We start from the raw sequence: 11,974 nt of genomic DNA on the forward strand, positions 1-11,974 counted from the left end.
AAATTATTCACTTACTGGAGTTCCACTCACAGGTTTTGCTTTTGGAGTAACTAAAGCTTTAATTTTAATAACTTCTTTTCCAGCTTCAGTATTCGTAGTAATAGTTACTTGCTTAGTTTGCTGATTAGGTTTTCCATTAGAGTTAAATTTAACTAACATCTCTCCTGTAGCTCCTGGTGCAACTGGCTCTTTTGTCCATTGAGGAACAGTACAACCACAACTTCCTTTTGCATTAACGATTACTAATGGCGCTTTACCTGTATTAGTGAATGTAAATTTATGTTCTACTACATCTCCTTCATTTATTGTACCGAAATCGTGCTCAGTTTCAGCAAAAGTCATTACAGGAAAATCTGTATTTTTTGCATCACGTTCTGCAGCTATTTCAACGTTTTCTTCGTTAACTTTCTTTGTAGCATCATCTTTACAAGACACAAATGTCATAGCAAAAATTCCGGCCAAAATTAAGATTCCTTTTTTCATTACTTGGGTTTTTAATTATATAAGGGTTAAAAATACTATTTTTTTTGGACTACAAAAGTCCTCGTCCTACTTTATTTAGTTTACCACTTTCTTGATATTCTTTTGAAATCTTGTCTAGAATACCATTTATAAAAATACTACTTTTTGGAGTACTATATTCTTTAGCGATTTCTAAATATTCGTTAATTGTTACTTTTATGGGTATCGACGGAAACTTAACAAACTCACAAATTGCCATTTTAATAATTGCTTTGTCCAACTCTGCAATTCGATCTTGATCCCAATTTGGGGTCTTACCATCGATTTCTTTTGCAAAGGTAGTTGCATTAAGTACCGTTTTTCTAAAAATATCTATTGCGAATTTTTTATCATCAACATCTTTATACAGCTTTGGTAAAGATTTATGCTCGTCATGAGATGATTTACTTTTTCTTAGCATTTTTATAATTGCCGTATTAATAAGTGGTAAATCATCTACCCAAGTGAGTTTTTTATCCTCTATATATTCATAAAGTTTCTCATTTGGTGCAATGATTTCTTTAAATATCTCAATCACAAAATCTTTATCTTCTCTAAAAGAGCTTAGTTTAGTACTCATATATTCGGTATACAAAGTACTTTCTTTAATCTCTTTCCATAATATTTTAACGTACTCATCATCTAGCTGCCAGCAGTTTAACTTTCTGTTTTCAATTTCTGCTTTGAGCTGTACATTATTTTCTAATAATAGTAAAACCTCGTTTTTTATAAATTTTGTATTGGGATCTTTTTCTTCTGAAGTAGCTAAATATTTTTTTTGACTAATCTCTAGAAATTCTGCTGCATGCTCCTTAATCTCTACTAAAAGTTGAAGATTGATTAGAAACAGATCATACATCTGATCGATACTAAATAGAAGAAATTTTTCTTCTTTATCAAGATTGTCACTTTGCGTCTGCTCCATCGAATAGAGGGACTGCATTACTTTTACTCTAATATGCCTTCGGGTTAACATAGCCTATTTACAAAGAACTTTATATTAAAAACAACTGAAAGTATGGTATTCTTTCGTTTGGCAAAAATACTATTATTTTTAATCTGACTACCCTAAAAGTTCTTTTTTTATATCCCCATTTCTTATTTAAAAAATATCCTATCTACCTCTTCTATAATGAACCTAAAATTGAGATAGATAGGAATAGTTTTTTAAGATGCGGCATTCTCTTTCTTACGTGCTGCTATTCTATCTTCGGCAATACTAATCGCTGCTTCGTTTGTAGTCGTACTAGTTGCTTTAGCCTTATTTAGAATATCTAGTGTAGTATCAAATATATTTTCTGTTTTAGAAGTAATCTGATCTCTACCATATCCTTCTATTTCAGCATATACATTGATTATCCCTCCTGCATTAATTAAAAAATCAGGAGCATAAACAATTCCTTTCTTTTGTAATAACGCTCCATGAATATCTTCATTTGCAAGCTGATTATTTGCAGCTCCCGCAATTACTTTTACGTTTAACTTATTGATTGTTTCATCATTTACGGTAGCACCTAGAGCACAAGGAGCGTAAATATCTGCAGTTTCTGCATATAAATCATTTCCTCTATAAATATCAACTCCATATTTTGTACTTACAGCATTTAATCTTTCTTCATTAATATCACTAATTATCACATTTGCTCCTTCTTCAGAAGCTAATCGCACTAGCTCTTCTCCCACATGTCCTATACCTTGTACCAAAATCTTTTTTCCGGCAAGAGCATCACTACCATAAGTAAATTTTGTAGCAGCTTTCATTCCCATATATACTCCATATGCCGTTACAGGAGAAGGGTTTCCTGCTCCTCCTTTAGATTCTGAAATACCAGTAACGTAAGGAGTAACTTCTCTTACTGTATCCATATCAGAAGTTTCCATTCCTACATCTTCTGCAGTATAATACTTACCTCCAAGAGTATGTACAAATTTCCCAAAACGTTTCATTAACTCAGGAGTTTTAAGTTTCTTAGGATCTCCTATAATCACTGCTTTACCTCCACCAAGATTTAATCCTGTGATTGCCGCTTTATACGTCATCCCGCGTGATAACCTTAAAACATCATTAAGTGCATCCCACTCTGTTTTATAATCATACATTCTAGTACCTCCTAAGGCAGGTCCTAAAATTGTGTTATGCACACCAATTATTGCCTTCAATCCTGTATCTTTGTCTTGACAAAAAACAACTTGTTCATGGTTATCAAAAGATAGTTGACCAAATACGGGAGCTTCTTTTTTTAATTGATTTGCAGTAAACACTTCAGTTATCATATATTGGAAAAATTAAATGTTATAAATTATATTATATTCAAAATCAGGATGCTAAAATAGCACATTTTTATGGATTTCAAATTAATAGCTGTTAAACTTTACGAATTTACTAACAAAAAAGCCTTTAAACTCTAATATTTTATGCGTGCATTACGCCATTTAAACAAATATTTCTTAAAATATAAATACCGACTTTTAATTGGACTAGTAATTACTATTATTGCTAGGGTTTTTGCTACTTTGGTCCCCTCATTTGTCGGCAAATCTGTGGATGTAGTCCAACAATATCTAAACAATGAAGTTTCGAGCTTAGATGAAGTAAAAAGCGGACTTATTTTTAATATACTCCTTATTTTTGGATCTGTTTTAATATCAGCATTTTTCACTTTTTTAATGCGACAAACTTTTATAGTAGTTTCAAGATTCATAGAATTTGATTTAAAAAATGAGGTATTTCAACATTACGAAAAATTATCTCTAAATTTTTACAAAAAAAATCGTACTGGGGATCTTATGAATAGAATAAGTGAAGATGTTTCTAGAGTACGTATGTATGTTGGTCCCGCAATTATGTATAGTGTAAATACATTAACGCTATTTGTAGTGGTTATTGGTTATATGATTAGTATAGCTCCAGAACTCACATTATACACCGTAGCTCCACTACCCATATTATCTGTTTCTATTTACAAATTAAGTGTAGCGATACATAAACGCAGTACAGTTGTACAAGAATTCTTATCCAAATTAACCACATTTACTCAAGAATCCTTTAGTGGCATTACTGTTATTAAGGCTTATGGAATTGAAACGCAAACTCATGACAACTTTACCGAATTATCAAATACAAGTAGAGATAAGAATCTTGATCTAGCCAAAGTACAGGCACTTTTTTTTCCATTAATGGTATTACTTATTGGTTTCAGTAATATTTTAGTAATATACATCGGTGGCCAGCAATACCTAGATGGTACCATAAAAGATGTTGGTATTATTGTGCAATTTATTCTTTATGTTAATATGTTAACTTGGCCCGTGGCTACAGTTGGTTGGGTAAGCTCTATTATACAGCAAGCCGAAGCCTCTCAATCCCGTATTAATGAATTCCTAAGTCAAGAACCCGAAATAACAAATACAGTTACTAAAAACACTCCTATTCAAGGAAATATTAGCTTTGACAATGTTTCTTTTATTTATGATGACACAAATATAACTGCTTTAGACAATGTTAGTTTTGAAATAAAAAACGGAGAAACTATAGGTGTAGTTGGTAAAACAGGATCCGGAAAATCTACAATTTTAGATTTAATTGGTCGATTATACGATGTTTCTTCTGGTGAGATTAGAATCGATGGAATTCCTATTAGAGATCTAAATCTTACTGATATTAGAGAGCGTATAGGATATGTACCACAAGATGCTTTTTTATTTAGTGATAGTATTAGAAATAATATAAAGTTTGGGAAAGAAAACGCAACTGATGACGAGGTTTACCAAGCAGCAAAAGATGCTGTAGTCCATAAAAATATAATTGGTTTTAAAGCCAAATATGAAACTGTTTTGGGGGAACGTGGTATTACACTTTCTGGAGGTCAAAAACAAAGAGTATCTATTGCAAGAGCAATCATTAAAAACCCTTCTATTTTACTTTTCGACGACTGTTTATCTGCTGTTGATACCGAAACTGAAGAAGAAATATTACAGAATATTAACAAAATTTCTAAGGATAAAACCACTTTTATCGTAAGTCACAGGGTATCGACAACCAAAAATGCTGATAAAATAATTGTTTTAGAAAATGGGAAAATAATCCAGCAAGGCACTCATAATCAGCTATTAAAGATCGACGGTTATTATAAAGAGCTCTATTTAAAACAGCTAAGCGAAAAAGAAATATGAGTTTTTTTTGTGCGATTAACAATTTTTTTAGATTTTTGAGAACATCATAGCAAATTAATTAATTTAAGAAATACGTATTATGAGTGATAATGAAATGATGGAGAAAGAAGAAATTTTCTCAAAAGTTTTAAGAGCAGGAAGAAGAACATATTTCTTTGATGTAAGGGCTACTAAAGCAGGTGATTATTATTTAACCATAACAGAGAGTAAAAAATTTACTAACGACGATGGGTCTTTTCACTATAAAAAGCACAAAATTTATCTTTATAAAGAAGATTTTGCTGGATTTACTGAAATCTTAAATGAGATGACGGATTATATAGTTGACGAAAAAGGTGAAGAAGTAATAAGCGAAAGACATCAAAAAGATTATCAAAAGTCTTACGACAATGATTCGTCCTCACAAAAAAGTGATGAAGTACCTGCCTCTGCAGAAAGCTTTACAGATGTAAGTTTTGATGACATATAAAGAATTATAACTTAAGTTAAAGTTATGCAAACCGTTTCATTCTCTGAAACGGTTTTTTTTATATTCACAGCTATTTACAAAACAATTCGTCTGAAATGAAATACATCTTTACGATTTTATTAGCTCTTACTGGGCTTATTTCTCAAGCACAAAACGATCTTTCTCTAGCATATTACCTCCCAAAAAACATTACATACAACCCTTCAATCCCTACTCCTCAAAGTGTTTTAGGATATGTACCTGGAAAATGGCATGTAACTCATGATAAGCTAGTTGCATACATGACTGCATTAGCAGATGCCTCTCCTAGAATAACTATCGAAAATAGAGGTAAAACTTTTGAAGATCGACCTATTTTATTACTTACCATAACTTCGGAGAAAAATCATCAAAACCTTGAACAAATAAAAACAAAACACGTACAACTTACAGAAGCAAATTCTAATACTATAGACTTAGAAAATCTACCTGCTATTGTATATCAAGGGTTTTCTATACATGGCAATGAAGCTAGCGGATCAAATTCTGCATTGCTATCCGCATATTATTTAGCTGCAGCGCAAGGGCAAGAAATCGATAGCTTACTTAATGATGTAGTTATTTTATTTGATCCTTCTTTTAATCCTGATGGTCTACAAAGGTTTTCATATTGGGCTAACATTCATAAAAACAAAAATATAAGCACAGATCCTCAAGACCGAGAATATAGTGAGGTATGGCCAGGAGGTAGAACGAATCATTATTGGTTTGATATGAATCGTGATTGGTTACCAGTACAATTACCAGAATCAAGGGCTCGCATTGCTACCTATCACAAATGGTATCCAAATATCTTAACTGATCATCATGAAATGGGATCTAATAGTACCTTCTTTTTTCAGCCTGGAATACAATCTCGTACCCATCCATTAACCCCTAAACTTAATCAAAAACTTACTAAAAAAATTGCAAATTACCATGCTAAAGCTTTAGATAAGATTGGTTCATTGTATTACACCGAAGAAAATTTTGATGACTTTTATTATGGTAAAGGCTCTACTTTTCCTGATATAAACGGAGGGATCGGTATTTTATTTGAGCAAGCCAGCTCACGTGGTCATGCGCAACAAACAGATAATGGGGTTCTTACTTTTCCTTTTACGATTAGAAATCAATTTACTGCTACACTTTCAACATTAGAAGCAGCAAAATCAATGCGTAAAGAACTGCTTACTTACAAAAGAAATTTTTATGTAGAAGCAAGAAAAGAATCAAATAATAACGCATACGTTTTTGGAAATGAAAAAGATGCTGCCTCTTCATTTCATTTAGCTGAAATTTTAAAAAGACACAAAATCAAGATACATGAGTTAAAACAAGATATCGCTGTTCAAAATAAAAAATTCAAAAAAGGATATAGCTTTGCAGTACCAAAAAATCAAAGACATAGTCGACTTATAAAAGCAATTTTTGAAAAACGAACTACCTTTACCGATAGCCTTTTTTATGATATTTCTTCATGGACTTTTCCCTTAGCATTTAATCTTGACTATGCGGATAATATTGCAATTTCAAATTTAGGAAATGAGATTTTAGAACTAAAACACAAACAAGCAAAACAATTAGATCAAAGTAATTACGGCTACTTGATGGAGTGGCATGAATATTATGGCCCTAAAGCTTTATATCAAATATTAGAAAAAGGATTACGCGCAAAAGTAGGAATGACTCCGTTTACTTTAAATAATGCTAATTATGACTATGGTACTATTTTGATTCCTGTTCAAAATCAAAAGTTAAACAACAAAGAACTACATGAATTTTTGCAAAAAGTATCATTAAAAAATCACATAGATATCACAGCTGTATCAACAGGTCTTACTAAAGGAATCGACTTAGGAAGTAATAAATTTAGGCCACTTTCACTACCTAGGATTGGACTATTTACAGGTTCAGGGATTACACCCTACGATGCAGGTGAAATATGGCATTTAATGGATCAACGTTTTGATATTCCTATTACAAAGTTAGATACAGATCACTTTAACAGAACTAATTTAGCACGATACACGCATATTGTACTACCTAATCAAAGAGGCTTAAGCTTTAACAAACCTCAAATTGAAAAACTGAAAAACTGGATCCGTAGTGGAGGAACTTTAATTGGTTATAGAAATATTGCTCAATTCTTTGCTATTAATGAATTTATGGAAATTGAATTTTCTAAACCTGAAAACAATGCAACGAATATATCTTTTGAACAAAGGCAAGATTTCTTTGGAGCTCAAGTAATTGGTGGAGCCATTTTTGAAGCAAAGACAGACAGGTCACACCCTATTAATTTTGGGTATAAAAATGATAAAATTCCACTATTCAGAAACACGACTATTTTTATAAAACCCAATAAACAAAGCTATAACAATCCTATACGATACACTAAATCTCCACTACTAAGTGGTTATATAAGTAAAAAGAACCTTGATTCTTTATCTGGAACAGTTCCGTTTAGGCATAAAAATTTTGGAAGAGGAAATGTAATATTGTTTACAGACAACACTAATTTCAGAGCTTTCTGGTATGGAACCAATAAATTGTTAATGAATGCAATTTTCTTTAGCGATGAAATGTAACTGTAATTATCACACAAAGATCATCAACTTTTAAGACAGGCATACTCATACTACTTAAACAATCAACTGTATACGCCTTAAAGCTGATTTCTAAACTCATAATAATGAGATAACACAGTTTCTGGTGCTTCAGTTTGTGGGTAGTGCCCAATCTCATCTAAGATGATAACATCTGCATTGGGTACAATTTCTTTGTAGAACTCTGCCATATGCTTACCCGATATCGGGTCCACGCCTCCATCAATTAGACGTTTAGGCATATCTGTATATTGTATAGCTTCTCTCCACCTGATTTTATGAGTATCTCTTTCTTTAAGATATTTAATTAGCTTAGGAATAACATCTTTACCAGAATTATGCGCTATTCCTTGCCAAAACTGATCAATTTCTTGTTCACTGGCTTGGGTGTTTTTTCCAAAAATCTTTTTAAAATTCTTTGCTAAGGTATCTCTACCCATAAAGTGCTTTAATATTTCACCAAAAGGTGTCAACAACATTTTCTGAGTAAGCGTTGGAAAATTAGTTTCAGGAAACATTCCTCCATTCAAAAAACAAACCGATTTAATACCAAACTCATATTCAGAATTTTCTTTATGTCTTGCTAACATCTCTTGCACTACAGTATCTCCATAATCATGTGCAATAATATGAAAAGAAAACACCCCTCTCTTTCTTAAATAAGTCTCCCATAAATCTACTTGAGCAGAAATTGTATATTTAAAATCTTTTGGTTTCGAAGAAAACCCATACCCCATCATATCTATGGCATAGAGTTGATATTTTGCAGAAAGAGAACTCCATATTTTAGACCAATCCCAAGAAGAAGTTGGGAAACCATGTATCAGAATTAAAGGTTCTCCACTACCCGATTCTTTATAAAATACAGAATACTTATTTTGATATTCAAAATAAGTTCCTGAATTTTTCCAATCTTGTAATGTCATATTATTTTTTTCCAAACATCTTCTGAATAACCCAAGCTGGGCCAATTAACAAAAATTGTAAATCTTGAGCAGCAGATGGTTTTTTACCTTCTAAATGGTGTCCATAAAATTGTCCAATCCAGGCAACAACAAAAATAATTAGAGACACTAACCATAAAGGTGCTGCTTGCCCGATATAATAATTAGTAATTATACAAAAAGCTACAAAAATCAATATTTGTAATGCCATTTTCACAGATAACCTAATATAAAACAACAATATAAGTAATGAACTTACAAAAGCCCAGTTTTCTATAAATGGATTATTCCCTGGAATAACAGAAGCTAAAAAACCGCTGGGAATACTCATAATTAAACCAACTATAGAGAAAAATATCGCTGGTACGCATACAAAGTGAATAGCAATATTTGTCTTATTTTGATGGCTTACAGCATACTCTTTAAACCAAGTGTCTAAGGTTTTCATAAAATTAATTTTTAATGTAACTAAGATACTATTTTTTAGACTTATTAAATAAGACGGTATGAGAATATCTTATATAAATTGTAATTTTGAATTTATAAAAACTTTAAAATGGCGAGAACTCTTTCAAATATGTTACCTCTTGGCACCCTGGCACCAAATTTCTCTCTTAAGGATAGTATTACTAATAATATCTTTTCTTTAGAAGAACTTAAAGGTAATAAGGGAACTGTTATCATGTTTATATGCAACCATTGTCCATTTGTAATTCACGTTAACGAAGAGCTTGTAAGAATTGCAAATGACTATAGAACTCAAGGATTTGGATTTGTTGCCATAAGTAGCAATGATATTGAGAAATATCCTCAAGATTCTCCAGATAAAATGTGGAAAACAGCTCAAAAAAATAATTACACTTTCCCTTACTTATTTGATGATACACAAGAAGTCGCAAGAGCATATGACGCCGCTTGTACTCCTGATTTCTATCTATTTGATGCTGAATTAAAACTTATTTATAGAGGCCAACTGGATGATTCTAGACCCGGCAATGGTATCCCTGTAAACGGCAGAGACTTAAGACAAGCACTAGATGCAGTGCTGCGCAACACCAAAGTATCTGAAGATCAAAAACCCAGTATTGGTTGCAACATAAAATGGAAAGAGTAACATGAGTTTAAGCATGAATTCAAAAGTGACCTTCAAAAAATGCTCAAGACATGATATTGATAGTTTAGTAAAAATCAGCACACAATTTTATCCTGAACATTATATTCATATTTGGAAAAATGAAGATCCTAGTTATTATATAAATCTAAGTTTCACAAAAGAAGCTTTTGAAAAGGATTTTATAATAGATAATATTATTTATTTTTTAATAACAAATGAGAGCAAGAATTTAGGATTATTAAAAATACGACAAGATCAAGCGGTAGAAGGGTATTCAAAAACAGAAGCATTACAACTAGAAAAAATATATTTATTAAAAGAATCTATTGGATTAGGAATAGGTGAGCAAGGAATCAAATTCACGAAAGAATTGGCTTATAAACTAGACAAAAAAGTTATATGGCTTGATGTTATGAGTACTAGTCCAGCACTTACTTTTTATCAAAAACATAATTTCAATACAATATCACGGTACGACCTAGATTATCCAGGCTTAAAAGATAATTATCGAGAAATGCAGCGAATGATTCTTAATATCTAGGATTTAGCAGCTATAATTTTTAAATGTGCAAGATGGTGGTTCCCATGCCATGCATATATACCAATGTCTTCTGCCAAAGAAATTGCTATATCACCTTCAGGATGAATAAATTCTTTTTCGAGTTCTTCTAATGATAATCCTTTTAAAAAGAACACCCATTTAGCATGTAATGCTTTAATTACATCAAGTGATAAGTGTATAGGTGCTGATTTTGTATCAAATAATTCGGCCCATAAAGCTTCATTATATGCTTTTATAACAGGTTTATCCTCTGTCAACGCCCATTTAAAACGAATATACCCATTATGATGGCTATCATGAACGTGATGTATTACTTGTCTAGCAGTCCATCCATTGGGTCGATAAGGCGTCTCTAACTGTTCCTCTGTAAAGCTTGAGACTAGATTAACCATTTTTGTTGGTAATTCTTCAATATCAGATATCCACTGTTTGATATGATGAGTAGTTATTTTTTCTGGGCATTCGAATACTCCTATCGGGTACTTAAGGTGATCTGTAGTCGTCATAGTTTATCTTAATCTACTTTAGCATACATAAATTGTTCTTTTGAAAAAAGGTCAATTAATGTGAGTACATTTTCGTCTAAGTTATCGATTTTATAACGATAGATACGATCATCCATCGGAAAAAAGCATTCTAAAACACCTTCGTCTATTCTTGTTTTTAAACGATTTGCAAATTTGCCTGCATAAAAATTAAACCGTATTGTACCTTCAAAAATAATATAATCATCTGTGTTTTCCATATAAAGCCACCTTCCTTGCAAAGCCTCATAGGTATCTTTATTGTAGAATTTATTATCTAACAACGATTTCATTTTATTCGCATAAGCAAGAAAGTCTTCTTCAGGAGATACATCTGGCATGGAATATCCTATCTCTTTTTTTTCAATAATATCTCCATTATTAAAAAAATGATTTGACTCATATTTAGTGTATGTCTTAGCATAATTCGGCACTTTCTGACCGTAGTCATTAGTTTCCATTATATATGGCTTTTGCTTATAATCTACATAGATAAGTTGGTCATTCCAGAAATAGAAAGTAGTCAAAATATCCGCTTTACGCGTACCTACTTTTCTTGTAATTTTCTTAAGTCTTTCATGTTCATAAAATCCATTAAGTTCTGCTCCATGATCTGCCATTTTATCTAAAAACTCTTCTGGATCTAAATAAAAAGTATCAAACTCTGTGTAGCTATCAATGATTTCCATTTGATCTTTGATATTTTCGAGCTTTACCTGTTTATCTTGTCCAAAAGACAAATACGCAGTACAAAGTATAATGATGGTTAGTACAAATTGTTTCATATTTAGGGGTATACTAATTTTTGTATAAAAACTATCAAATTTAAAATATCATATTATTCTAAAATGATCATTTTTAGCAAAATAAAAAAAACTAATGTTAAAATAAGTTTAAAACCATAAAAATAACAGATGGCTTTTTAATTTCATTACTCTATATATTGGTTAATCACTAAAATATTCCTAGCAAACTTATGAATAAATAAGAATTCACTAATCAAAATGCCTTTTTTAGAATAAATTCCAAAAAAAAGGCCCCTAAAATTACTTAGGGACCT

The 11,974-nt window shown here is 31.5% G+C and carries 12 protein-coding genes; 5 read left to right on the forward strand and 7 right to left on the reverse strand.

Features of this window, described 5'->3' with window-relative positions:
* Window positions 1-3: 3 nt before the first annotated feature.
* The 3 genes from D1816_RS09790 to D1816_RS09800 form a co-directional block, all read right to left on the reverse strand.
* Window positions 4-483, reverse strand: a complete 480-nt coding sequence (locus D1816_RS09790; protein ID WP_066319167.1) for a DUF1573 domain-containing protein — start codon at window positions 481-483, stop codon at window positions 4-6.
* Between the two features lie 49 nt (window positions 484-532).
* Entirely contained in the window at window positions 533-1,444 is a 912-nt protein-coding gene (gene nusB, locus D1816_RS09795) for a transcription antitermination factor NusB (protein WP_066319164.1), read from the reverse strand.
* A 224-nt stretch (window positions 1,445-1,668) separates the two neighbouring features.
* On the reverse strand, window positions 1,669-2,775 hold the full coding sequence (locus D1816_RS09800; protein ID WP_066319162.1) for a Glu/Leu/Phe/Val dehydrogenase: 1,107 nt from the start codon (window positions 2,773-2,775) through the stop codon (window positions 1,669-1,671).
* 141 nt (window positions 2,776-2,916) lie between these two features.
* Between D1816_RS09800 and D1816_RS09805 the strand changes: the two genes are divergently transcribed.
* From D1816_RS09805 to D1816_RS09815, 3 genes are all read left to right on the forward strand, one after another.
* Window positions 2,917-4,674, forward strand: coding sequence for an ABC transporter ATP-binding protein (locus D1816_RS09805; protein WP_118502582.1), 1,758 nt, complete (start codon window positions 2,917-2,919; stop codon window positions 4,672-4,674).
* 79 nt (window positions 4,675-4,753) lie between these two features.
* Entirely contained in the window at window positions 4,754-5,143 is a 390-nt protein-coding gene (locus D1816_RS09810) for a PUR family DNA/RNA-binding protein (protein WP_066319157.1), read from the forward strand.
* A gap of 95 nt (window positions 5,144-5,238) precedes the next feature.
* Entirely contained in the window at window positions 5,239-7,752 is a 2,514-nt protein-coding gene (locus D1816_RS09815) for a M14 metallopeptidase family protein (RefSeq protein ID WP_118502585.1), read from the forward strand.
* A gap of 77 nt (window positions 7,753-7,829) precedes the next feature.
* Here D1816_RS09815 and D1816_RS09820 read toward each other — a convergent pair whose 3' ends face one another.
* Window positions 7,830-8,696, reverse strand: a complete 867-nt coding sequence (locus tag D1816_RS09820) for an alpha/beta fold hydrolase (RefSeq protein ID WP_066319151.1) — start codon at window positions 8,694-8,696, stop codon at window positions 7,830-7,832.
* Window position 8,697: 1 nt separating this feature from the next.
* Window positions 8,698-9,162, reverse strand: coding sequence for a DUF962 domain-containing protein (locus D1816_RS09825; RefSeq protein WP_066319145.1), 465 nt, complete (start codon window positions 9,160-9,162; stop codon window positions 8,698-8,700).
* A 108-nt stretch (window positions 9,163-9,270) separates the two neighbouring features.
* On the opposite strand from D1816_RS09825, the gene D1816_RS09830 reads away from it, so the two are divergent.
* Window positions 9,271-9,828 (forward strand): thioredoxin family protein, encoded by a 558-nt coding sequence (locus D1816_RS09830; RefSeq protein WP_118502590.1) that lies wholly within the window; start codon window positions 9,271-9,273, stop codon window positions 9,826-9,828.
* A 13-nt stretch (window positions 9,829-9,841) separates the two neighbouring features.
* On the forward strand, window positions 9,842-10,369 hold the full coding sequence (locus tag D1816_RS09835; protein WP_147405023.1) for a GNAT family N-acetyltransferase: 528 nt from the start codon (window positions 9,842-9,844) through the stop codon (window positions 10,367-10,369).
* Here D1816_RS09835 and D1816_RS09840 read toward each other — a convergent pair.
* Both D1816_RS09840 and D1816_RS09845 read right to left on the reverse strand, forming a co-directional pair.
* Window positions 10,366-10,896, reverse strand: coding sequence for a YfiT family bacillithiol transferase (locus D1816_RS09840; protein WP_118502594.1), 531 nt, complete (start codon window positions 10,894-10,896; stop codon window positions 10,366-10,368). The two genes, D1816_RS09835 and D1816_RS09840, sit on opposite strands and share 4 nt — an antisense overlap.
* An 8-nt stretch (window positions 10,897-10,904) precedes the next feature.
* A complete protein-coding gene (locus tag D1816_RS09845; protein WP_066319133.1) occupies window positions 10,905-11,699 on the reverse strand; it encodes a hypothetical protein in 795 nt (264 codons plus the stop codon).
* Between the last annotated feature and the right edge of the window lie 275 nt (window positions 11,700-11,974).

Origin of the sequence: Aquimarina sp. AD10, assembly GCF_003443715.1 — a bacterium.
Lineage (GTDB): Bacteria > Bacteroidota > Bacteroidia > Flavobacteriales > Flavobacteriaceae > Aquimarina > Aquimarina aggregata.

Excerpts from the sequence above, each read along its gene's own strand:
- D1816_RS09810 (WP_066319157.1), top strand. The coding sequence starts at position 4,754 with ATGAGTGATAATGAAATGATGGAGAAAGAAGAAATTTTCTCAAAAGTT.
- nusB (WP_066319164.1), bottom strand. The coding sequence starts at position 1,444 with ATGCAGTCCCTCTATTCGATGGAGCAGACGCAAAGTGACAATCTTGAT.
- D1816_RS09835 (WP_147405023.1), top strand. The coding sequence starts at position 9,842 with ATGAATTCAAAAGTGACCTTCAAAAAATGCTCAAGACATGATATTGAT.
- D1816_RS09790 (WP_066319167.1), bottom strand. The coding sequence starts at position 483 with ATGAAAAAAGGAATCTTAATTTTGGCCGGAATTTTTGCTATGACATTT.
- D1816_RS09815 (WP_118502585.1), top strand. The coding sequence starts at position 5,239 with ATGAAATACATCTTTACGATTTTATTAGCTCTTACTGGGCTTATTTCT.
- D1816_RS09805 (WP_118502582.1), top strand. The coding sequence starts at position 2,917 with ATGCGTGCATTACGCCATTTAAACAAATATTTCTTAAAATATAAATAC.
- D1816_RS09825 (WP_066319145.1), bottom strand. The coding sequence starts at position 9,162 with ATGAAAACCTTAGACACTTGGTTTAAAGAGTATGCTGTAAGCCATCAA.
- D1816_RS09830 (WP_118502590.1), top strand. The coding sequence starts at position 9,271 with ATGGCGAGAACTCTTTCAAATATGTTACCTCTTGGCACCCTGGCACCA.
- D1816_RS09840 (WP_118502594.1), bottom strand. The coding sequence starts at position 10,896 with ATGACGACTACAGATCACCTTAAGTACCCGATAGGAGTATTCGAATGC.
- D1816_RS09800 (WP_066319162.1), bottom strand. The coding sequence starts at position 2,775 with ATGATAACTGAAGTGTTTACTGCAAATCAATTAAAAAAAGAAGCTCCC.
- D1816_RS09820 (WP_066319151.1), bottom strand. The coding sequence starts at position 8,696 with ATGACATTACAAGATTGGAAAAATTCAGGAACTTATTTTGAATATCAA.
- D1816_RS09845 (WP_066319133.1), bottom strand. The coding sequence starts at position 11,699 with ATGAAACAATTTGTACTAACCATCATTATACTTTGTACTGCGTATTTG.